We start from the raw sequence: 20606 nt of genomic DNA, 5'->3' as shown, positions 1-20606 counted from the left end.
GTACAGCGCCCGTGCACATTGGGAGCCTGCATGTCGATCTCCGCAGCATTGAATAGCGCGAAGTACCAGTAGACAGTCTCCGAGGAGGCCGTCAACCAGTTCGCTTTCGCCGGCGCACGCCCCATCAGCCATCAACCCAGAGAGAAGGGCCGCACGCATGAGGATCCCGCCGGCAGACAAGAAACCGACCGTGAAGCAGCAGCGCGCCGAGCAACGAGCGAAGAAGTTCGAGGAGTACCGCAAGCGCGAAGCCAGAGCAATGCGGAACCGCAGGATCGGCATCGGCGCGGCCATCGTGGGCGCCGTCGCGGTCGTCGGCCTGATCGTCACCTCGGTCGTCTTGACGCCAGGCACCGCCACCTACACGGCCGGCAATGAGGGCGCGACCGTCGACGGGGTCGAGACATTCGAGAACGGTGCGACCCATGTCCAGGGCGCAGTCGACTATGCGCAGGCACCGTCAGCAGGCGGTGATCACAACCAGGTCTGGCTCAACTGCGGCGCCTACAGCGACCCGGTCCCGAACGAGAACGCGGTGCACTCCATGGAGCACGGAGCTGTGTGGGTAACATACGATCCGAATCTGAGCGAGGAGGATCTGTCCACGCTCCGCGCGAAGCTGCCGTCAACGTATGTCGCGCTGTCGCCATACGAATCTCTGCCGGCACCCATCGTTCTCAGCGGCTGGAACGCCCAGCTTCAGGTCGAGGACGCCGGAGACGAGCGGATCGGGGCGTTCCTCGAAGAGTACTGGCGAGGCCAGAACGCTCCCGAGCCAGGGGCTCCATGCACCGGCGGGCTCGACGCCCCAGGCAAAGACTCATAGGCGGCGTCATGGGTGAGAGCGCCGGGATTGAGTCCGAGGAGCGGCATCAGACCGGAGCCGGACCCACGGATGCAATGCATGTTAGGCCACGCCGCGGGCAGCAGGTCACCGTGCTCGTCGCGGCGTGCGTCGCGCTGATTCTTGTCGGCGTGGCCGCGTTCGCGTTCGGACGGCTGAGCACCCCCGTCGAGACCACACCAGCAAGCACGAGTGTTGAGGCCGGGTTCGCGCGAGACATGCAGGTGCATCACCAGCAGGGCGCGGAGCTCGCGACGATGGTCCGCGACGTGTCGGACAACCCCGACCTGCGGCTGCTTGCCTACGACATCGCCGCGACGCAGACGCAACAAGCCGGGCAGATGTACGGCTGGCTCCGCGCGTGGGGACTGCCACAGGCAGGCACGGAGCCATCGATGGCATGGATGATGCAGCCGACATCCGACGGCTCGAACCTGGACGTCGGGGCTTCAGCTCGACGGGTACGTGGACCTTGAGTATCGCGGTGGTGACGTCGCACATCGAGTCCGAGTAGAAGTCCTTGACGCTCGCCATGCACGAATGGTGACGCGTCAGACCATAGAAGTCCCGGTGCTCCCGCGTGGTCTGCCGATCTCGATCCCGCTCGGGGCTGCCGAACGCGCTCGTCTCCACGTGATCACGGTCGAATGGGACGATAGCCACGGCCTCGATCAGTTCAGCCGATTGCGGGTCGATCGGTACCGGCCGTGAGGGGAGACTCCCTCAGAGGGAGTTCGCACTCATCCGGCCGCATCGTCCTCTCGACTTCCGCGCGCTGGGTGAGCAGTGTGTCGGCATCCGGTCGGTTGAGCCAGTAGCGCATCGTCGTGATGATGGGCGGCGCAGAGCGCAGCAGGACGAGCGATGTGCCCTGGGGCAAGGTGCGGATGTCTTCGACCCTCATGATCGGCACACGACGGACTGACCGCTGGCTCGAGCGCAGGCCGCGCTCTCCGATGGTCACGGCGTCGGTCGTCTCGTCTCGTTCGCCGATCAGCGTGGACATGTCTTGGAGGTGCCGTGTGTCGGTTCCACCGCCGAGCACGATCTTGGTGATGCTGGCGTCCCACATCGCCGTTGCGGCGTGGTCGCCCCAGCGACCCCGAGCCTGGGCGAGCGACTGGAAGACGGGCATCACGGTCAGCCCCGTGCCGCCACCCTCCGCCATGAGCACGGGGAGCGAGGGCAGAGGCGCGAGATTCCCGATCTCGTCGAGAGCCAGCAACAGGGGCGGATCGAGCCGTGCGCCGGGCGAGCGCGCGGCGAGGCGTCGAGCAGTCTCTACGAGGTCTTCGATGAACGCCGCGACGAGCGACGAGGACGCGCCGGCCCCGGCTCCTGTCGCCAGCAGGTAGAGGGTGCCGGAGTCGCGCAGGAACGACTCGGGATCGAACTGCTCGTCTTCGGCGGGGCTCACGGTCTCGAGCACCCTCGGATCGGCAAGGGACGCGAGGGAGAGGGAGACGCCCTGCCAGATCGAGTCGCGGGTGCGCAGGTCGGATTGCAGCATTCCGTCGAGCGACTCCGCCCACCCGGTCGCGGCCTGTGGGTGCGACGAGAGGATCGAGACGGCGTCCGCGGCGGCTGCGGGATCGAGTGTCCAGCGGAACAGCTCGGCGGGCTGCCGGTGATCGAGGGCAGCGGCGTGCAGGAGCGCTTGCAGCGCGGTGCGCGTCTTGCCCTCCCAGAAGCCGCCATTCTCGACGGAGGGGCCGGAGAGCCCGGTCCCCGCGGCGAGGCCGGTGCCACGGATCATCGCAGTCAGTGGCACCTCGCACCCGCGGATTGGCGACCACCGCAAGCCCGCGGGTACGCCTTCGGCCAGGTGCTGGGGATCGAACACGGACACCGGCCCGCCGCGCGCCTGTCGAGCACGGAGCGTCGCCGTGAGGTTGTCTGGCCGGGTTGAGGTCGTGATGACTGCACCGGGCGCGTCGAGGATGGTGTTGATGACGATGTTCGCGCCCTTGCCGGATCTCGGCGGGCCGATGAGCAGGATCGAGTCCTCCACGGATGTCCACACGCGCTTGCCGCGCGAGGTGCCGAGTAGGTAGCCGACGTGCTCGGGCTTCGGGTCAATGAGCGAGGGACGTAGCGTCTTCGCGCGGCGGAGGAGGTCGCGCTCGGATGCGGCGCGCTGCACATCGCGCGCCTCGGCGACACCCTCGATTCGATTTGGGTCTGCCTTCGCGCGTTTGCCCAGCTCGCGCACCCAACGCCAGATGAACCAGGCCGCTGAGCCCGTGGTGGCGAGCAGCAGGGCGGCCGTGATCCAGTAGGCGACGGGACTGAGCGAGGCGGAGCCGAGTGCCGCGCCGGGATCGTCGGCGCGGAAGATCACGCCGACTCCCGCTTCGAGGCCCGCAGTGGGCTGGGGCGCGCCTGTGACGAACGCGGTGATGCTCCCGGCGACGCGAAGCGCACCGGCCAGCAGCATCGCGCCGATGAGCGCGCCCAGGGCGACATTGGTCAGTTCGTCGCCGAATGCCCGGGCCCGCGGCGAGCCGGTCATGACAAGTGCCCGACGACCCAAGTGCCCGAGACGCGGCCGAGCAGGATGACCTCGTGCGTCGGGCTCAGATCGAGCAGGCTCGGCTCGATCTGAGCCCGCGTCGCACCATCGAGGCCAGCCTCGGTGTGCCGGACGATGACCGCGACGGCCACCTTCTCACCGGGCACGAAGCCTCCGTCGTTCTGGAGTGCGAAGTGGCGCGTCGAATCGGTTTTGTCGGGCGTGGGGGCTCCGCCCTGTAACGAGGTCGGCGGTTGCTCGGGCAGGGCGGACGGGTCGGGGACGCGATGAAGCGGTGTGGTCACGATGTCCGTGTAGACGGTGCCGTCGAGTTCATGCACCACGACGCGCACCGGCGAGTGGCGCTGCTCCATGACTTCGCTGATGATGTGCGCAAAGGAGCGCCGCTGCCACGGCGGGGCGAACGTCGACGGGCCGAACGGCTCCCCGTCGACAACGACGCGCAACGTCGCGTCGGACTGCACGGTCATCGTCACGACCGGAAGTACAGCCGGTGCGTTGGCGGAGCCCTCGTGCTTGGTGCTCTCTCGGCGTGCGCGGCGTCGCCGCGGAAGGGCAATGGTCATCTCACGCTCCTCTGGCCTTCTGACCTGTCTCGTACATCGCAAGTTCGGCCGGGTGAAGCTGGTGTTGAACGACGAACGAGCGGTTCTTGATCCTCCACAGCCCCTGCCCCGTGCCGAGACCGGGCAGCAGCCCTTGCTCGGTGCCGGTCAGCCCGAGGGCCTGCGCGGTCGCGCCGAGCTGATCGCTCTCCTGCCGGTAGATCACCCGTGTCTCGGCGTTGGCGAGCAGGGACGAGGCGAGCGCGCGCATCGCCGAGCCCTGGTCGCCTACGTTGTCGAGGTCGCTGAGCTTGTGGAAGATGAGCAGGTTGGCGATGCCGTAGTGCCGCGCGAGCCGCCACTGTGCGTCCATCCGGCGCAGCAGTGCCGGATGTGACATGAGCCGCCACGCCTCGTCATACACGACCCACCTCGGGCCGCCTGCCGGGTCGAGCAGCGCCGACTCCATCCACGCCGAGGAACACGTCATGAGCACGGAGATGAGCGTCGAGTTCTCTGCCACCCGCGACAGGTCGAGCGACACCATCGGCAGTGACGGGTCGAAGCGCACGGTGCTCGGGCCGTCGAACAGCCCCGCCAGGTCACCGGCCACGAGCCTCCGCAGCGCGTGTCCGACGAGTCGGCCGTCCTCGGCGAGCCTGCCGTCGTCGTCCTTGGCCTGCGGGGCGAGGATGCGGTCGACCACCATCGGAAGGATCGGCACCTCGGCCGAGCGCACCGCATCGGCGAGCGCGAAGTCGACGGCGGTGTGCTCCAGCGGGGTGAGGCCGCGGTCGAGGACGGTCTCGGCGAGTGCGCCGATAAGGTCGCGTCGCCGGGAGGTGACCTGGCTCTGCCACTCGGCATCGCTGAGGCCCGAAGGCCGATGCCCTTCGTCGAGCGGATTCAGCCGCGTAGACATCCCGTGCCCCAGCACGATCGCCCGTCCGCCGACTGCTTCAGCGACAGCCGTGTGCTCGCCTTTCGGATCGCCGGGGACATATACCCGCCGACCGAATGGGATGGAGCGCGTGTAGAGGCTCTTGGCGAGCGAGGACTTGCCGGAGCCGACGATCCCCGCGAGGACGATGTTCGGTGCGGTGATGAGGCCCTGCGCGTAGAGCACCCAGGGGTCATAGACGAACGACGCCCCGCTGTAGAGATCCTGGCCGACGAACACCCCGGCAGAGCCCAGTCCGCCCTCGGCGAGGAACGGATACGCCCCGGCCAGCGTCGCGCTCGTGTCCTGGTGACACGGCAGCCGGAATCGGCCCGGCGTGCGGAGTGCCGCGGGCCTCGTCTCGCCGGACGGTGGCAGGTAGGTCGTCGCCCGCCGCGCCTCGCGTTCGGCCTCCCACGCCGCGCGCGCCAGATCCTGCTGCGCCTTGCGGTCGGCGGTCTCGATCTTGTTCGCCGCTCGCCGTCGCGCCTTCCGAGCGGCATGGCGCTCGCCCGCTGGGTCGAGCAGGACCGCGGTGTGCAGGCGCTCGCGGTCGTCGGGACTCATAGCGACAGCCCCTTTCGCGAACTGACGGGGTGGGCCTCGAACGGATCGCGTGAGAACGGGTCCAGCTCAGGTCGGCTGGCGACAGGTGCCGGGTGCCAGGCGATGTAGCTCGAATGCTGCGTCGCCTGATCGACGGCAGTCTCGGCCGACTGGACGAGTTCTGCGGCCTTGCGCAGGGCGTTAGCGGCGGCCCAAGCCTCATCAACCCCAGCCTCGTGGTCGCCGTTGTCGAGAAACGCCTTGTCCTGGTGCCGAACGTGCGCCGCCGCGACCTGCTCCAGCACTTGCTCCAGGGAGCGCAGCGTCCCCAGCAACTCGCCGACCACCTGATATGTGTCCGCGGGATCAGCGAACGCACGGCTCGCGTGCGCGAGCGCCCGCACCGCCTCGCGGGCGTCTGCGGCGTCCTTTACAGGGTTGCTGAACGTCGGCATTTCGTCTCCCTGGCGTCTCGATCTGCCAGGAAGGTGCGCACGTTATCCCCGACGTCGGAGGTCGAGGCTACGGTCGATCCGACGACCTGTTGTGAGGAAGAGCATGAGCGCAAGCACATACCGCGGCCAACTTGAGCGCAAGCGGAAGCAGCGCATCGACGCGGAAAAGAAGGCTGGAGAGTACCGTGGGAAGGAATCGAAAAAGCGAGCTGAGTCAGCGGCAGCTCGTGCTGCGGCCAGCAAGTCGAAGAGCTCCAGCACCATCCAGTCCAAGCTGCGCGAAGCCGAAAGGAAGGAATCGGAGGCTGCCGCGGCAGGTAAGGAGGCGAGTCGATGGCAGTCGCGCGCGGCCGGCTATGCCAAGGAGGAGATGGCGCTTGCCGACAAGCTCGCACGGGCAGAAGCATCCGAGAGCAACGCCGCTGAACGTAGACGCAAGCTGGACCAACAGCGTGCGGATCGGCAAGCCGCGGCCCAGCGCGCCGTTCTCGAGCGGCGGCTGAGCGCCACGGAGTCCGCCGTCTCGCAAGTCATTCGTGAGCTTCCTGCCCCGAAGCCTGAGAAGCTCCGCGTGCTGATGCTCGGCGCATCGTCGGAAGGCGATCTGCGCGTGGGGCGTGAGCAGAAGCGGATTCGTGCAGCGGTCGAGTCGGCGCTTCATCGTGACTTGGTTGAGCTGGATGTCCGTCCTGCTGCAACGACGGCCGATCTGCTTGATGGCATCACGAAGTTCCGTCCGCACGTCGTTCACTTCTCCGGCCACAGCAATGAGGACTTGATCGTCTTCGAAGACGAAACCGATACGCCCCACGAGGGTGTGATCGTGAGCGCGCGCGCCTTCGCTGCCGCGATCAATGCAACGGACGATCCGCCCTTGCTCGTTCTTCTGAACTCCTGCCGGTCTGCTGGTCAGCTTGACGCCCTCGTTGCCGACATTGTTCCGTTCGCAATCGGCATGGCAGACGAGATTGAAGACGGTGACGCGATCAGCTACGCGGCGCAGTTCTACGCCGCGGTGGCGAACGGACAGTCGATTAACTCGGCCCATCTGTCTGGGCAGGCGGCTCTGCAACTGGCGGGTCTCGATGGTGCCGACCTGCCGACTCTAGCCTGGGCAGAGGGCGTCGACCCATCCGCGACTTTGCTCGTGCGTCCGGCCGAGTGACTACGACCTGATCGGCGAGAGGGGACGCAGCGTGCGCGTCGTCACACGTCTCGACAGAGCGGGAGCGCGGCGACGGCGAATGCGGTGGCCTGCTGGCCGACGAGTCTGCGCGTTTCACAGGACGCCTGGACCGCGGCTTGCTCGATGGCGGCGACGGCGGCATCCAGCTCATCGACCGTGGGCGCGGAGACGGAGATGAGGCCCGTGTAGCGGAGCACGCCGTGCCCCGCGGTGAGGTCGGACTCCTGCTGGAGCACGTCCTGGTACTCAACCGTGCGCGAGGCGTCCTCGACCTGCCCGATCTTCGCACGTTGGGCCGCGTCGGAGAGCAGGCCGACCTTCTTCTTCCGTAGGTCGCGGGCCGCGATGTCGGCGCGAACTGGCGTGCAGATGAGCGAGAACGAGCGCTGCATGCCGGAGGTGAGCAGCAGCGGGGCGAGGAATCCGGGGAACACCTGCGAGCGCGGCCACTCGGAGAGCCAAAGCACGGTGTGGTGCGCGGAGTCGGTGCGCACGCGATCCCAGCTCTCGGTCACCGCGATTGGTCCCGCGGTGGCGAAGGAACGCCCGATGTCGGCGTGCCGCTCCAGCGCGGGCGCAGCAGCCGGGTCGTAAGCGGAGCGCAGGATGACAGCGACTTCGCCGGGCGCGAGCCAGCCGGTCGTGGCGAGGTCCGCAGCTCGCAGCGCCGTGACGAGCGTGGTCATCTCCTGACGCAGCACGGCGGCAGCTCCACGGATGCCGCCGCCCGCTGAGCGGATCTGTCGTCCCGAGGCGTTCATATCGAGCGCAATCGAGATGGTCGTCGCATGGCGCTCGCCGGTCGGCCCAGCACGCTCGATCAGCTCCCGGTAGGTGGTCGCAGGCCAGGATTCATCGTCGCTGCCGTGCCTGGCCCACCATTCGGCGAGCCCCGTGCCTGAGTCCGGCAGCGTCCGCTCGCAGACCTGGAGCCGGGCGATCCGGCCTGAGCGGCACGCAGTAGCGAGCACCCGACCCCAGCCGTTGATCCGCCGCTCCTGCTCGCCCGGATCGAGCAGCACGAACGCCGGGTGCGTCACCCCCAGCACCGCGGTCAGGGTCTGAGCGTGGGGGTCGTGCACCATCGCCGTGCCGGTCTCGGGATCGACCCATTCGCGCAGCGCGGTCGCATCGCCGGGGAGCGCGAGCGTGCCGACGGGACGCGGCTTGATGACGCGGCGGCGGAAGATCAACTGCCCAGCGGTGCTCCGCCACATCCAGCGCGACACGATGGGCAGCCAGTCCACGAGCTTGCGCCCGCCCACGGGGACGATCGCGAGCAGCAGACAGCTGAGCCAGATCGGGGATGTCCAGACCAGCCCCATGCCACCGCCCGTGTAGATCGTGGCGACGACCGTGACCACGCCAATGCCCAGCACGATCAACTGCGAGATCGACAGTCCGAGCAGGATGCCACGGTGCGCGAGGCGCGAGAACTGCACGGGGGAGAGCTGCTGCTCGGGAGCCGGAGGGTGCCGGGTGGCCATGTTCTACCCCTTCCTCGGTGCCACGGGTATCGGCGGCGTTGATGTCTCTGCGTGCCCGGCTGCTGCGCCGCCGACTGCGGCACCGACTTTCGGCCCAGTTGTCGCCGCCGCCTTGACAACCTGCGCCCCGACGACGGCTGCGGCCGCAGGTCCGGCCGCTGCTGCCCCGGCACCTGCCGCGCCCCCCGAGGCCGCAGCCCCGCCACCGGAAGCGGCCGCCCCGCCACCTGCGCCCGCAGCGCCGCCTGCTGCGCCACTTGCAGCGGGAGCTGTGCTCGGCGCGGGAGGAGTCCCGCCTCTCGCGCCGCTTTGCCCTCCGAGGACGGACTTTGCCGCGTTCGGCTGAGCCTTGACCGGTAGCGGGACGGGTCGGTTGAGCGCCGACTTCGCTTCCTGCTCGCTCGACATCGCGTGGTACATGTCGAAGCCCACGAACGAGATGAACTTGTACGTCAGGTAGGGCGCGAACGCGGCGATGAACATCAGCACGACGCCCGAGATCGGGTCACTGATCGAGGCGAGGTCCAGGTCGATGGGCGCGCTGATCTGCCCAATGGCGACGAGGAACACGACGACGATGACGAGCTTCGAGAAGATGAGCGCCACGACAAACGCCGCCCAGCGTCCGAACCAACCCTTTGCAGCATCCCAGGTGAACCCGGCGAGTGCGATGGGCGCGAAGACAATGGCGACCAGCAGCAGCGCCTTACGGATGAGCAGCGTGAACCACACGATGCCCGCACCCGCGATGCCGAGCCCGGCAAGGAAGATCGTGATGATCGCACCGACGCCGGGCGAGGCGATGTTGATCGTCGTCAGCCCAGCGGCGAGCAGGGCCATGCGGTCGCCGATGCCTTCCATCGTGTTGCCAGTCGCCTGCACGATGCCGATGGTGAGTTGATCGGTGACCTCCAACAGGGTCGCGGTGAGGGTGATGGCGACGAACGATCCGAGCACCGACTTGGCGAGTCCCACGCCCGCGCGCGACAGTGCCATCGGATCTCGATGCACGAGCCCGGTGATGAGTTGGAGGCAGAAGAAGACGAGTATGACGAAGATCGCCACCCCGAACAGCACGTTGTAGACCGAGACGTACTGGCTTCCAGTGACGTCGACGAGCGTTGTCGAGTCGAACACCGCCCACACGCTCTCGAACAGCCAGGCTGCGGCCTGCCCCATTGCCTGCGCGAGCCAGTCGAACGGCGCGGAGATGAGCGACGCAGTTCCCTCGCCCACGGCATCGCACACCGAGGCGATGACGGGCACATCACAGATACTCATCGGCTCAGCCATCTCAACTCGGTCGTGGAGTCAGACCGACTGGCCGACGTTCCAAAAGAAGTTCACGAGCGTCACCGACGCACCGCAGATGATCGCCGCGCCGCACGAGACGAGTACGCCGACCTTGCCCCGGCTGGCGAGGTGCGGATTCGAGCTGTTCGCCCCGTAGCCCCAGACCACGGCCGAGATGATGAGGGCGAGGACAGCGAGGATGAGCCCCACAGTCATGGCCGCGCCGACGATGACGCGGAGCTGTTCGATGCCGGGCAACCCGTCGGTATTGGGGTCGATGTCGATCACTTGTGTGCTCCTTCAGCAGGCGAGGGGACGACTTACCCGGTAGGTGCGCACGCTGTCCCGATTGGGCTGGCGTCAGATGCTCGCGCCGACCCCAAGCAGGAAGTTGACCCAGGTGACGCCGAGGCCGGCCAGGGCGGCAGTTCCGACGGAGACGAGGAATCCGGTGCGCGCGCGGACAGCCGAAGTGATGTTGCCGTTCGCCGACGAGATCGCCCACACTGCGGCGCAGATGACGAGCATGAGCACGGCGAGGATGAGCACGATGGTCAGCAGCGCGCCAACGATGGCCCGCAGTTCTGCCTGACCGCCGACGGCTCCGAAGTCGGGGAATATGTCCATGTCATGCGGCCATCTGTGCTGAGCAGAGCGCCGCGGTGCTTGCGGCATCGAGGTTCTGCACTCCGTGGGCGGCAAGCCACGGCTCGGCATCGACGGCCGCAGCATTCGACCCGCCTGGCCGGATCTCGAAATGCAGATGGGCTCCGGTCGACCTGCCCGCCGAACCGACGTTGCCGATGTGCTGCCCGGCAACGACGCGATCCCCGACGCTGACGAGGACGCCGCTCCGCCACATGTGGGCGTAGGCGGAGGCGATGCGCTCGCCGCCGATGGTGTGCTCGATGATGATGAGGTTGCCGTAGCCACCCGACGGCCCGGCGAAGCTGACCACGCCATCGGCGAGCGCGAGGATCGGCGTGCCGTCGTCGGCAGCCCAGTCCGTTCCTGAGTGGAACGCTCGCTCACCAGTGAAGGGGTCTTCGCGCCACCCGAAGTCGCTGGTGTTCACCCACGTCCCGCTCGGCAGTGGGAAGACGATGGCAGTCGTCTCGGGTACGTTGCCGAGCGGTGTACCGCCCGGCGTGGTTTCGGCGCGGCGCGTGAGTGCAGCGAGGATCGCCTCGGCGACCGGCTGGTAGTTCTGGTAGCGGTCGGGATATGCCGAGACCTCGACCGCTTGCGCTGCATCGCCAGGGTCGAGGTGCTGCCAGTCGGGTATGTCGAGCAGTCCGCGCGGTGATGGATAGTTCGGCCCGCTCGAACCTCCGTAGAAGGCGCGCGATTGGTAGGTCGCGTTCATCAGCTCTGCGACGGTGCCCCATCCTGCGCTCGGCCGCATTTGGAATAGACCAAGAGAGTCGTGATCGCTGCCCTCTCCGTCGTTCGGGAAATCGCTCGACTCTGGTATTGCAGCCGAGTTTGCGAGCATCCGTAGCCGCGACTCGGTGAGTGCGGCCATGAGCGCGATGACGATGCCAGCGCGACCAACGCCCTCGGTCTGCGCGCCGACCGTGATGATGGTGGCTGCATGGGTTAGCTGCTCGTGGTTGAGGGTCACAGTCTCGCCCGCGCGCGTCGTGGCTGTGAGCGACTCCGGGATCGGCCCGACAACGAGGGAGCTTGACGAGAGACATGCGGCGAATACAGCGGGCGACACGAGCAGACCCACGCCGACCAGGCTCATGGGGAGCACTGCGACGAGGGTGGCGATGACCACAACGAGCTTCTTCATGCGGGTGCCGATCAACGCAGGGGGTTGTCAAGCTCGGAGATGCGAAGCGCGCGGCAGGTATCGAAGGTCGGCTCGCAGGTGATGAAGACGGTGAACGCGACCTCGTGGGAGCTGGTCACGGGCTCGATGCCGTGGACGCCCTCACGTTGTCGTATGCCGGTGATCGTGTAGGCGACGGTGCCCGGAAGGATCTGTCCCTCGGCTGCCTGCTCCAGCGCCGTCGCCCACTCGTCCGGCACCAACACGTCGTTGATGTCGAGCCATTGGCGGGTCTGCATCGTGCGGAGCTGCGCCCAGGCGTCCGCGGTCGGGAGATAGGTGCGCAAGTCAGAGGCGAGCCCGGCGGTCTCATTGCCGGAGGGGTCGCCCACATCCACGACGACCTGCGCGTAGTCGGTCGGCCCGAACTCAGTCGCGGTGTCCCATGTGAACAGCGCGATGGCGAGGGCTCGCGCGAACGTCTCGGGGTCGTCGGACTCACGGACGACGGGCGGCGTGCTCGATGTCGGCGACGGCGTGCTGGTCGACGCGCCGGGAGGATCGCCCGCGGTGTTTCCGGGCGAGGGGTCGGAGCGAGGCGCGAGCAACAGCCCGTAGAGCCCGACTCCGACGAGGACGGCGAGCACGGCGGCACCGACGATCAGGAGGATCATGAGGCGACGGGGGAAGCGAGTCTGCGGCATCAGGCACTCTCCTTGGCGAGACGTTGGCGGGCGGCGCGGGCGGCTCGGGCCGCGTCGAAGAAGCGGACGGTGGCGTCGAGGATCGCCTCGACGTGCTCCCACTGTTCGTCGCTCAGTGCGGTGCCGACCTCGGCGGGGTCGTAGTGCGACCACCACTGATCGAGGTCGTTCCAGGTGAGCGTGAACGCCCGCACCGGGTAGCGAACCGGCACGGGGCTTGTCGCTGGCGCGGGAGCCGGGCCGCGCTTGCGTCCTTGCTTCGCGCGCTCCAGCGCCTCTTGAGCGAGCAGCTCCAGCTCGCCGGGCGGCTCGGGCTCATCCTGCGGGATCGCGAGCATGGCGATGGTGCGGGCGTGCGCCGTGGTGATCGACGCGCCCCGGTCGATGGCGTCGAGTTCGGAGCGGGCGAAGCTGCGCACATCCTCCGGCTGGCGGGGGTCGTTCGCGATCCGCTGGAGATCGTTGATCTGCTCCAGGCTCGTGTACGACTTGCGCCCGGTGACCATGAGCGCGGCCTGCGCACGGGACTTGCCAGGGGCACCGATCAGCGGTGGTGCCGTGACGGCACCACCGCTCGTTCCGGCGATTTTCCCGCCCGCACCGAACTGCGTCGCCGCCTGACGACGGGCGGCATCCTCGGCCATGAGCGTCTTCAGCTCGCGGTACAGCGCCGCGGCCTCGGTCTGCGTGAACGGCTTGTGCAGCACGTTGTCGGCCTGCTCAGCCATGAGCCTCTGGAGCCGGTCGCTGATCCCGGAGCGCACGAACACGTTGACCTTCTTGTAGCCGAGCTTGCGCAGCGCGGCAATGCGGCGAGCGCCGCACACGAGCACCCCCTCCGGCGTCACGGTCGGGGGCTGGAGCAGTCCGTCACGTTCGATGGATGCTGCGAGTGCGTCGATGTCGCCCAGCTCCACGCGATGACGACTGCCGACGACGATGGAGTCGATGGTGCGCTCCAGCTCGATGTGCCCGGTGCTCGTCGCCATGCGCTCACCTCGCCCCCGCCAGAGTGGGCGCGTTCAGGCCGAGCAGCAGCACGAGGTCGTCATCGGTGAGCAGCGCGCGCAGGGGTTCGCCGACAAGAAGGCGGTACAGCACGCCGCGGCCGACGGCGGTGCGGGCCTGATCGGGATCGGGGTTGCCGAGGATCGCACGGAGCAGCGCGTTCCAGCTCGTCGACGACAGATCGAGCACGGCCCGAGCGTGTGGGTCTCGCCGAAGCGACTCCGCTGCGCTCGCCCGCGACGGCGCTTCGCCGAGTCGAGTGCAGATGTGCTCGATGGCTGCGCGCGCCGTCTGCTCCGGCCAGTCGAGCAGCGTCAGTAGCTTGATCGCGTCCTCGACTGCACGGACGACGCCAGATGCCTCGTCGTCCGATTCGTTCTCGTCCTCACCCGCGGGCGCGACCTGCAACGCTTCGTGGTAGTCGGTGAGCGGGTTCTCCCGGTCGCTGAACCGCTCCGGGTCGTGGAAACCGCTGTATTGCGGCCTGCGTGCCTGATGCGTCGAGCACAGCAGTCCGTTGCCTCGTTCCTCGGCGATCAGTGTGACCTGCACAGCACGGGTGACGACTGCCCACGGATCTTCCGCGTTGCGCACGGCCGGGGTGCGCATAGCGTCGAACGCGGCGCTCGCCGCTTCCCACGGGTCGAGGCCGTGCTTTCGCGCGAGGCTCGCGTACCGACCCGCCGTGTACTCCATGAGCGCCGCGACATCCACGTCGCGCCGCCACGCGCCTTTCCCATCGTCGTGCAGACGCTCCAGGAGCGCGCGCAGTCCCTCCGGAGTGCGGAACGACGTGGGAGCGGCCTGGGCAGACATGGCGCGCTCACAGGCGGCGGAGCGGGTCGCGGCTGACAGAGGACTGGTGCGCGGGCGACTGCCCGAACGCGGAGAGCGGCGCGATGCCCTGGGCACGCGCCCGGATGCCTGGCCGGGTCATCGGAGTTGCCTGCGGCGAGGTCTGCCGACGCTCCTCGACGCGGCGTGCCAGCTCGGTGCGCAGGTCGATGCCGCGTCCGATCATGCGGGCCGAGGCGGACGGGAGCAGCTCGGTCGGGCGCACCCACACCACCTGGCTGCGGTCGTGCTCTGCGCTCAGGCGCTCCAGGAGTGGGTGGCCGCCGCGCCACGTCTGCGCGGCGAGCCACGGGTCGGCGTGGCGCGCCAGCTCCGAGATCTCAGCAGCCTCGCTCGGAGTCGGCTTCAGCGTGTGGAAGACATCGGCAAGCCGACGGGCGTGCTCGTCTTCCGGCAGCTCATCGTTCACAGCGCCCCTCCTTCCGATGCGGCGGCGAGCGCGGGCGTCGCCAGCCAACGACCGACCGTGGACGGATGCACCCCGGTCGCACGAGCGATGGCGGTGTTCGTCATGCCGTCCCCCTTCATCCGCAGAGCGAGTTCTCTAGGAGCAAGGTGCGCAGGCGCTTCCGGCGACAGGTGCTCGACCGCGCTCGACACCAACTCGGCCGTCTGCGTCGACGGCTCTCCACGGAACCGTCGAGTGAGCACCACCGTCAGGTGCGTGATCGCCAGCAGCACGAGCGGCGGAACCGCGGCAACCGATCCCGCGAGCGCAGAAGGAACGTCGGCGTCAGCGGCGACGACCGCGTGGATCGCGTTGGCTGCGACCGAGACCGCGGCACCGGCCATGAGCAGCAGCCACGGATACCAGGCGGGACGCTGCCCCGCGAGCGCGACGACGGACACCGTGGCGACGACGATGATGCCGTCCACGATGAGCGGCCACGCCCACGCCTGGCTCTCATCAACGCCGGAGCGTCGCGCGAGGTCGGCGAGCGCCGTGAACGACAGCCAGAAGGCGGCTGCGGCGATGAATACGGTCCCAGCCACCGCCGTCCACACGGCGATCCGCCCGCGCGGCTGTTGCGTGCTGCCGGGGATCACGAGAGCACCTGACCCGATGAAGGCTGAGCTGCATGGCTGGGCATGGAACTGGCGGCGGGCGCAGACGGTGCGCCCCTCGCTACGCGGTGCGCCGAGCGGATCGTCGTCTCGATCTCCGGCGCGGGCAAGCCTGCGCGCTCGGCAGCCGGCCCCAGCGCGGCACGCACGCGGTCGGGCGGGATGCCCGCCTCGATGAGTCGACACGAGGCCCAGAACAGGCCGCGGTTGCGCTCGCCCTCGCCGCGCATCTCGACCCAGCGGGCGATCCGCTCCACGTCAACGCCGTCCGTTCGCTCGACAGGGATGACGGGCGTCGGGCGCGCCGGTCGCGGATCGAGGAACTGCCGCAGCGCGCGGGCATCGACGGGAACCGCATCGCCTCGCCCGGAGCCGATGAGGGCATACGCACTCGGCCCCGCATTGGTGGCGATGATCGAGGGCGGCACGATGACGTAGCCGCCCGATCCTCGGAAGTCGATGCCAGCACGCGCCACCTGCCAGGACGGCTGCACCAGTTCGGGATCGGCCGGGTAGTAGGCATGGACTCCGCCCGAGGGCGTGCGGATGAACGCGGCCCAGCGATCCGTCAGCCCCTCGCGCCGGGCCAGCTCGAACGCTGCGAAGCCGCGGATCGCCCCGTGCACGTCGACATCCACGACCTCCAGCCCGGAGATCTCGCCCGTCGGCATCCCGATGTTGGCGCGCGGCCACCGCGCCCACCAGCGAGCGACCTGGCGCGGTTCGGTGCTCGCCTCGTGGAATCCCCGCTTGGTCAGCGGGCGCTTGCCTCCTGTGACGCAGGGAAAGACCGGGATGCCTGCCTCGGCGTAGCGACACGCTGCGGCGCTCGGCGACAGCCCGGTGAGCGAGGCGAGCAGTGCGGCGGCATCCATCGGCTGGCGCTCTCCGCGCGCGGCTTCCGGCATCGTCATCTCGGCACCTCCTCTGGCCTGGTCGTGAGCCGTGGGGCTCTTGTCGATCAGGTGCGCCGGGGTTCCCAAGAGATGGTCGCCGTCCGACGGGCAACGCAGGCAGGCTGCGGGGTCGCGCTGTTCTCACGGAATCGTCTCCTCCCGCTCCGCGTTGAGCATGCTCAAATCTTCCGAGATTCCGTTCTAACACCCCACATTGAGCATGCGCAACGGTTGATTTGTGCATGCTCAACGGGTAGATTGAGCATGCACAAGTGCCCTTGGGCCTGGGCTGCGTCGATGCCTTGGCCCTCCCGAAGGGAAGGGGGGTCAGCAACGATGACTGAAGACGAAAGTCAGGCTGCGGCTGACGACCTCGCCAAACGCCTGCGACTTCTGATGGATGTCGCTGTCGCCGAGTCCGGCTCCGAACCGACCTACTCGCAGATCGCGGAGCATCTGAGACAACGTGGCATCAGCCTGTCTCGATCACGATGGACGTACATGGTCAACGGCCACCGATACGTTCAAGACACCGCGATCTTCGAGGGACTCGCGGACTTCTTCGACGTTGATGCTGCCTTTCTTGCGGGGGAGAGCGGCGTGGCTACCCCGGAGAAGGTCTCCGCCCAGCTCGACCTCGTGCGTTCGATGCGTGCAGCGAAGGTGAAGTCCTACGCTGCTCGCACGCTCGGCGATATCTCGCCGAAGGCGCTCCAAGCCATCAGCAAGTTCCTGGACGAGGAAATGATGCGAACACCCGAGCACTGACGGGTGTCGCGCACCACGGAGCCGAGACCAGTAGCTGCTCGGCCGAGAGGAGGTAAACGTGAACACCGAAGAGACCGTAACGGCCGCCGTCTCCGATCTGCGGCTCGGCAGCAGATTCACGCTTGCGCACCTTCTCCAGGCCATACAGGAACGGCGCCATCGTAGGCTCCGCGTCGTCGAACTCGCCGACCTCGACACCCGCGACGGCATCTGTGCGCTCTGGCTGGTCACCGACACCGAGGACTTCGTGCTCCACGCACGCAGCGACTCTGCACTGCACCGCCAGCAGTTCGTCCTTCACGAGTTGGCCCACATGATCCTCGGTCACACGGAGGGCGACGATTGCACAGCCGGGGACGTCTTGCTGCCCAACATCCCTCCTCACACGCGCGGACGCCTGCTCAAGCGACAGGACATTGACAGTGAGACGGAGATCGCCGCCGAGTCGCTCGCAGATCGGCTGGCCGCGGGCATCCGAGGATCGGTGTTCGCCGAGTCTCGCTATTCGGAGATTTTCGGGTGATCCAGGCGCTCGTCGCGACGCTCATGTGGGCGCTCGTGGCGAGCCTGCTCATCTTCCGCCGCAAACGGGCGGATCGAAGCATCACCTACGCCTCCTTCACGATTGCCGTCGCGATGACCCTGAACGTCGACGCCATCTACCTCGCCACCGATCCGCTTCTTGGCGGCACGAACGTCACGACCCTCGTTGCGGATGGGCTGCTGATGACCGGGATCTTCTTTCTCGGTCGAGGCGTCATGAAGGTCGACGAGTACCGCCCCAGGCTCGTGCGGGTCGCCGTGGGCGTCCCGGTGCTCCACACATCGCTTCTTGCGATCACCACGACGTTCGTGTTCATCGATCGAGGCACAACCACGACTCGGTTCATGATCGACCTCGGCGCGCAACCCGCAGCAGCGGCCTACTCGATCATCAACTTCAGCTACTTCTTCCTCGTCATCACGACGATGATGATCCTCGCCGCGCGGCAATATCTGCGCAGCTCCGGCATCCAGCGTCTCCCCGCGGCTCTGCTGAGCCTGGGATCGGCGTTCGGCGGCGCACTGTGCCTGGCCGTGCTCATCATGGACGTCGCACACGTCACAGGACATCTCGATCTCATGCGCGCCGTCCAACCCGCCTACGAACCGCTCTCTCTGCTCGCGTTCCTTTTCCTATGCGCGGGCTTCGCCGCGCAGCCTGCCGTCCGCCGCGCACAGCACGACATGCGCCGGAAGCGCACCGTCGGCCTCGCGACACAGTTGGAGCCTCTCTGGAAGCGGGCGTCCCTCGTGCGGCCTGGGCTGAGCCAAGCAGACCCGCTCGCTGCGAGCGCGGATGACCTGGAGAGCCGTCTACACCGAGAGATCGTTGAGATCCGCGACGCGATGATCGACCCGCGCGTCACCTTCGACATCAGCGCAACCGAGCGCGCCCTGCTGAATCGCGCCGAGAGCCACCTCCTCGGACTCGACACGAGAGCGACACGGACCACCGCTTCGCCAGGAGGCCGGGTCGGCCAGGAGGGCAGTTCGTGATGCGACGGGTCGCGCTAGGTGCCGGACTCGTTGCGGCAGGCGCGTTGGGTGTCGGCTGGGTGATCACGCGGCGGCTGACAGCCCGCAGCAGGCGGCGATACGACCTGACCGTCCGCGAGATTGAGCGCGACGGCGACGGCACTCTCATCGTGCTTGACCGAACTCGCCAGACCGCAGCCGAAGGCGCGTACAACCTCTGGTTCGAGAACGGAGGCTGGGCGCAACTCTCCGAAGACGTGCTCGACCGTGGACCAACTCTGATCGCACGACGGGTGACGAGCACGGCATCGGGGCTCACTCTCAGGGCTGGCGATCACGTCTCCTGGAGCGGCATCTACTATCCGACCCCGCACGACGCCAGCCTTCACGCACACGACATCACCATCGACACGCTCGTGGGGGCTGCCCCCGCCTGGCGCATCGACGGCGACGGTGCCAGATCGACGTGGGCGATCCACCTACATGGCCTCGGCAGCGTCCGAGCCGGAACACTTCGCGGCGTGCTCGCAGCGACCGAGCGCGGCTACACCTCGCTCGTTATCAGCTACCGAGCCGACGGCGAAGGCCCGGAAGTCGGCAACGGGCGCTCAACATTCGGTTACACCGAGGCCGACGACGCCGCGGCCGCCATCGAGTACGCGATGCGGCACGGAGCCCGGCAGATCGTGCTGTTCGGATGGTCGATGGGTGCGGCCATCGCGCTCCAGCTCGCTCACCACCCGTTATATCGACGCAGCATCGCAGGTCTCGTGCTCGACTCACCCGTGCTCGATTGGACCGAAGTCATCAAAGCGAACTGTGCCCGCAGCGGATTCCCCGCAGCCGCGGGCAGCCTCGCGATTCCGTGGCTGATGCTCCGCCCGCTGGCCCACATGGTCGGCCTGCCCGAGCGCATCCCGCTCCGATCCTTCGATTGGACGGTTCGTGCCGAGGAACTCACCGCGCCCACGCTCATCCTTCACGGCACCCACGACGACTCCGTACCGATAGGGCTCTCACAAGGACTCCGAGATGCTCGGCCTGGCCTTGTGTCACTGGAGGTATTCGAAGCGGGACACACGCTCTCGTGGAACTCTGACCCCGACCGATGGCAGAGCGCGGCGATCGCCTGGCTCGCCGCGCACGTCCCGTCTTGAACGTCGGTGCTGGTCGGTAGTCTCGAAGTCGGGTTTCGAGTCGGAAGGGTCGCCGTGCGGCTAGAGGACATCGCCGCGACTGCGCGGCTGGCGGGCATCGTGCCGGGGCGCGCCGTGACGGTGCTGGCGGCGCAGATGCACGGCTCGAACGCGGTCGAGGTGACCTACCAGGACGACAACGGGGCGCTCGGGCAGGTGGTGCTGTTCCGTGACGACGAGGCGAAGATCGCGCCGCACCTGGAGTCCGGGCGTCCGTTCGACGCCGATCCGCGCAACTTCCGGCTGGCTGCGGAGGCGCAGCGCATCATGCTTGCGGGGCTGCACGACCCGATGCTCGCGGTGGCGACGAGCGACGTGCAGCCGTTGCCGCATCAGATCCGCGCGGTGTACGGGGAGCTGCTGCCGCGCACGCCGCTGCGGTTCCTACTGGCCGACGACCCCGGCGCGGGCAAGACGATCATGGCCGGGCTCTACATCAAGGAGCTGATCCTCCGGGACGACGTGCGCACCTGTCTGGTGGTGGCCCCTGGAGGGCTGGTGGAGCAGTGGCAGGACGAGCTGGCGCTGAAGTTCGGCCTGGAGTTCGAGATCCTCGCGCCCGGCGCGGACGACACCGCACCGGGAAAGAGCGTGTTCGAGCAGAAGCGGCTGCTCATCGCACGCATGGATCAGCTCGCCCGCAACGAGGTGCTGCTGGAACAGATCGAGCAGGCCGAGTTCGACCTCGTGATCGTGGACGAGGCGCACCGGATGAGCGCGTCGTGGTTCAGCGGCGAGCTGAAGGCGTCGAAGCGGTTCCAGCTCGGCGAGCTGCTGAGCGAGCGCGCCCGGCACTTCCTGCTGATGACAGCGACGCCGCACAACGGCAAGGAGGAGGACTTCCAGACCTTCCTCTCGCTGCTTGACCGCGACCGCTTCGCCGGTCCCGGCGATCGGCACGCGCAGACCGGCACCGCCGACGGGCTGATGCGGCGCATGGTGAAGGAGAAGCTGGTCACCTTCGAGGGACGTCCGCTGTTCCCTGAGCGG

At 67.9% G+C, this 20606-nt stretch carries 22 protein-coding genes and 1 pseudogene; 8 read left to right on the top strand and 15 right to left on the bottom strand.

Annotated features, from left to right (window positions below):
• Positions 1 to 190 precede the first annotated feature (190 nt).
• Both Q0568_RS08335 and Q0568_RS08330 read left to right on the top strand, forming a co-directional pair.
• A complete protein-coding gene (locus Q0568_RS08335) occupies positions 191 to 826 on the top strand; it encodes a DUF3105 domain-containing protein (protein ID WP_298865215.1) in 636 nt (211 codons plus the stop codon).
• Positions 827 to 834: 8 nt separating this feature from the next.
• Positions 835 to 1320, top strand: a complete 486-nt coding sequence (locus Q0568_RS08330) for a DUF305 domain-containing protein (protein ID WP_298865213.1) — start codon at positions 835 to 837, stop codon at positions 1318 to 1320.
• A 200-nt stretch (positions 1321 to 1520) separates the two neighbouring features.
• Here the strand turns inward: Q0568_RS08330 and Q0568_RS08325 are convergent, their stop codons facing one another.
• From Q0568_RS08325 to Q0568_RS08310, 4 genes are all read right to left on the bottom strand, one after another.
• The gene (locus Q0568_RS08325; protein WP_298865212.1) at positions 1521 to 3356 is read right to left on the bottom strand and encodes a type IV secretory system conjugative DNA transfer family protein; all 1836 of its coding nucleotides are present in this window, start codon (positions 3354 to 3356) and stop codon (positions 1521 to 1523) included.
• Entirely contained in the window at positions 3353 to 3847 is a 495-nt protein-coding gene (locus Q0568_RS08320; protein ID WP_298865209.1) for a hypothetical protein, read from the bottom strand. The genes Q0568_RS08325 and Q0568_RS08320 overlap by 4 nt, the downstream gene beginning before the upstream one ends.
• 97 nt (positions 3848 to 3944) lie before the next feature.
• Positions 3945 to 5429, bottom strand: coding sequence for an ATP-binding protein (locus Q0568_RS08315; protein WP_298865205.1), 1485 nt, complete (start codon positions 5427 to 5429; stop codon positions 3945 to 3947).
• The gene (locus Q0568_RS08310; protein ID WP_298865202.1) at positions 5426 to 5863 is read right to left on the bottom strand and encodes a hypothetical protein; all 438 of its coding nucleotides are present in this window, start codon (positions 5861 to 5863) and stop codon (positions 5426 to 5428) included. Before Q0568_RS08310 ends, Q0568_RS08315 begins: the two co-directional genes overlap by 4 nt.
• A gap of 103 nt (positions 5864 to 5966) precedes the next feature.
• On the opposite strand from Q0568_RS08310, the gene Q0568_RS08305 reads away from it, so the two are divergent.
• Positions 5967 to 7028 carry a hypothetical protein gene (locus Q0568_RS08305; protein ID WP_138172284.1) on the top strand — a complete coding sequence of 354 codons (1062 nt, stop codon included), beginning with the start codon at positions 5967 to 5969 and terminating at the stop codon, positions 7026 to 7028.
• Positions 7029 to 7069: 41 nt separating this feature from the next.
• Here the strand turns inward: Q0568_RS08305 and Q0568_RS08300 are convergent, their stop codons facing one another.
• The 11 genes from Q0568_RS08300 to Q0568_RS08250 all read right to left on the bottom strand — a co-directional run bounded on the left by Q0568_RS08300 (position 7070) and on the right by Q0568_RS08250 (position 16152).
• On the bottom strand, positions 7070 to 8536 hold the full coding sequence (locus Q0568_RS08300; protein ID WP_298865199.1) for an SCO6880 family protein: 1467 nt from the start codon (positions 8534 to 8536) through the stop codon (positions 7070 to 7072).
• 3 nt (positions 8537 to 8539) lie between these two features.
• Positions 8540 to 9817: a conjugal transfer protein TrbL gene (locus Q0568_RS08295; protein WP_298865196.1), complete on the bottom strand. Its 1278-nt coding sequence runs from the start codon at positions 9815 to 9817 to the stop codon at positions 8540 to 8542.
• Positions 9818 to 9847: 30 nt separating this feature from the next.
• The gene (locus Q0568_RS08290; RefSeq protein ID WP_045246597.1) at positions 9848 to 10117 is read right to left on the bottom strand and encodes a DUF6112 family protein; all 270 of its coding nucleotides are present in this window, start codon (positions 10115 to 10117) and stop codon (positions 9848 to 9850) included.
• Between the two features lie 72 nt (positions 10118 to 10189).
• A complete protein-coding gene (locus tag Q0568_RS08285) occupies positions 10190 to 10456 on the bottom strand; it encodes a DUF6112 family protein (protein WP_292728710.1) in 267 nt (88 codons plus the stop codon).
• Position 10457: 1 nt separating this feature from the next.
• Positions 10458 to 11627, bottom strand: a complete 1170-nt coding sequence (locus Q0568_RS08280; protein WP_298865190.1) for a M23 family metallopeptidase — start codon at positions 11625 to 11627, stop codon at positions 10458 to 10460.
• Positions 11628 to 11638: 11 nt separating this feature from the next.
• Positions 11639 to 12280 carry a hypothetical protein gene (locus Q0568_RS08275; protein WP_298865187.1) on the bottom strand — a complete coding sequence of 214 codons (642 nt, stop codon included), beginning with the start codon at positions 12278 to 12280 and terminating at the stop codon, positions 11639 to 11641.
• Between the two features lie 29 nt (positions 12281 to 12309).
• Positions 12310 to 13299, bottom strand: coding sequence for a ParB N-terminal domain-containing protein (locus tag Q0568_RS08270; RefSeq protein WP_298865184.1), 990 nt, complete (start codon positions 13297 to 13299; stop codon positions 12310 to 12312).
• Positions 13300 to 13303: 4 nt separating this feature from the next.
• The gene (locus tag Q0568_RS08265; protein WP_298865181.1) at positions 13304 to 14134 is read right to left on the bottom strand and encodes a hypothetical protein; all 831 of its coding nucleotides are present in this window, start codon (positions 14132 to 14134) and stop codon (positions 13304 to 13306) included.
• A gap of 7 nt (positions 14135 to 14141) precedes the next feature.
• Positions 14142 to 14582, bottom strand: a complete 441-nt coding sequence (locus Q0568_RS08260; protein ID WP_298865178.1) for a hypothetical protein — start codon at positions 14580 to 14582, stop codon at positions 14142 to 14144.
• A complete protein-coding gene (locus Q0568_RS08255; RefSeq protein ID WP_298865174.1) occupies positions 14579 to 15220 on the bottom strand; it encodes a DUF2637 domain-containing protein in 642 nt (213 codons plus the stop codon). Before Q0568_RS08255 ends, Q0568_RS08260 begins: the two co-directional genes overlap by 4 nt.
• Positions 15217 to 16152 (bottom strand): bifunctional DNA primase/polymerase, encoded by a 936-nt coding sequence (locus Q0568_RS08250; protein ID WP_298865171.1) that lies wholly within the window; start codon positions 16150 to 16152, stop codon positions 15217 to 15219. Before Q0568_RS08250 ends, Q0568_RS08255 begins: the two co-directional genes overlap by 4 nt.
• Before the next feature lie 318 nt (positions 16153 to 16470).
• Between Q0568_RS08250 and Q0568_RS08245 the strand changes: the two genes are divergently transcribed.
• The 5 genes and pseudogenes from Q0568_RS08245 to Q0568_RS08225 all read left to right on the top strand — a co-directional run.
• On the top strand, positions 16471 to 16902 hold the full coding sequence (locus tag Q0568_RS08245) for a hypothetical protein (RefSeq protein WP_292726492.1): 432 nt from the start codon (positions 16471 to 16473) through the stop codon (positions 16900 to 16902).
• A gap of 58 nt (positions 16903 to 16960) precedes the next feature.
• Entirely contained in the window at positions 16961 to 17425 is a 465-nt protein-coding gene (locus Q0568_RS08240; RefSeq protein ID WP_125131942.1) for a hypothetical protein, read from the top strand.
• Positions 17422 to 18441 carry a DUF6545 domain-containing protein gene (locus Q0568_RS08235; protein ID WP_298865164.1) on the top strand — a complete coding sequence of 340 codons (1020 nt, stop codon included), beginning with the start codon at positions 17422 to 17424 and terminating at the stop codon, positions 18439 to 18441. Before Q0568_RS08240 ends, Q0568_RS08235 begins: the two co-directional genes overlap by 4 nt.
• The gene (locus Q0568_RS08230) at positions 18441 to 19577 is read left to right on the top strand and encodes an alpha/beta fold hydrolase (protein WP_298865285.1); all 1137 of its coding nucleotides are present in this window, start codon (positions 18441 to 18443) and stop codon (positions 19575 to 19577) included. Before Q0568_RS08235 ends, Q0568_RS08230 begins: the two co-directional genes overlap by 1 nt.
• A 135-nt stretch (positions 19578 to 19712) precedes the next feature.
• Positions 19713 to 20483 (top strand): annotated as a pseudogene (locus Q0568_RS08225) (DEAD/DEAH box helicase); the annotation flags it as partial.
• Between the last annotated feature and the right edge of the window lie 123 nt (positions 20484 to 20606).

Origin of the sequence: uncultured Microbacterium sp. (genome assembly GCF_937927635.1) — a bacterium.
Lineage (GTDB): Bacteria > Actinomycetota > Actinomycetes > Actinomycetales > Microbacteriaceae > Microbacterium.
Note: the sequence above shows the minus strand (reverse complement) of the source record. Positions and strands in the feature narration are given on the sequence as shown.

Excerpts from the sequence above, each read along its gene's own strand:
- Q0568_RS08265 (WP_298865181.1), bottom strand. The coding sequence starts at position 14,134 with ATGTCTGCCCAGGCCGCTCCCACGTCGTTCCGCACTCCGGAGGGACTG.
- Q0568_RS08270 (WP_298865184.1), bottom strand. The coding sequence starts at position 13,299 with ATGGCGACGAGCACCGGGCACATCGAGCTGGAGCGCACCATCGACTCC.
- Q0568_RS08250 (WP_298865171.1), bottom strand. The coding sequence starts at position 16,152 with ATGACGATGCCGGAAGCCGCGCGCGGAGAGCGCCAGCCGATGGATGCC.
- Q0568_RS08300 (WP_298865199.1), bottom strand. The coding sequence starts at position 8,536 with ATGGCCACCCGGCACCCTCCGGCTCCCGAGCAGCAGCTCTCCCCCGTG.
- Q0568_RS08310 (WP_298865202.1), bottom strand. The coding sequence starts at position 5,863 with ATGCCGACGTTCAGCAACCCTGTAAAGGACGCCGCAGACGCCCGCGAG.
- Q0568_RS08330 (WP_298865213.1), top strand. The coding sequence starts at position 835 with ATGGGTGAGAGCGCCGGGATTGAGTCCGAGGAGCGGCATCAGACCGGA.
- Q0568_RS08295 (WP_298865196.1), bottom strand. The coding sequence starts at position 9,817 with ATGAGTATCTGTGATGTGCCCGTCATCGCCTCGGTGTGCGATGCCGTG.
- Q0568_RS08285 (WP_292728710.1), bottom strand. The coding sequence starts at position 10,456 with ATGGACATATTCCCCGACTTCGGAGCCGTCGGCGGTCAGGCAGAACTG.
- Q0568_RS08305 (WP_138172284.1), top strand. The coding sequence starts at position 5,967 with ATGAGCGCAAGCACATACCGCGGCCAACTTGAGCGCAAGCGGAAGCAG.
- Q0568_RS08280 (WP_298865190.1), bottom strand. The coding sequence starts at position 11,627 with ATGAAGAAGCTCGTTGTGGTCATCGCCACCCTCGTCGCAGTGCTCCCC.
- Q0568_RS08320 (WP_298865209.1), bottom strand. The coding sequence starts at position 3,847 with ATGACCGTGCAGTCCGACGCGACGTTGCGCGTCGTTGTCGACGGGGAG.
- Q0568_RS08245 (WP_292726492.1), top strand. The coding sequence starts at position 16,471 with ATGACTGAAGACGAAAGTCAGGCTGCGGCTGACGACCTCGCCAAACGC.
- Q0568_RS08315 (WP_298865205.1), bottom strand. The coding sequence starts at position 5,429 with ATGAGTCCCGACGACCGCGAGCGCCTGCACACCGCGGTCCTGCTCGAC.
- Q0568_RS08275 (WP_298865187.1), bottom strand. The coding sequence starts at position 12,280 with ATGATCCTCCTGATCGTCGGTGCCGCCGTGCTCGCCGTCCTCGTCGGA.
- Q0568_RS08230 (WP_298865285.1), top strand. The coding sequence starts at position 18,441 with ATGCGACGGGTCGCGCTAGGTGCCGGACTCGTTGCGGCAGGCGCGTTG.
- Q0568_RS08325 (WP_298865212.1), bottom strand. The coding sequence starts at position 3,356 with ATGACCGGCTCGCCGCGGGCCCGGGCATTCGGCGACGAACTGACCAAT.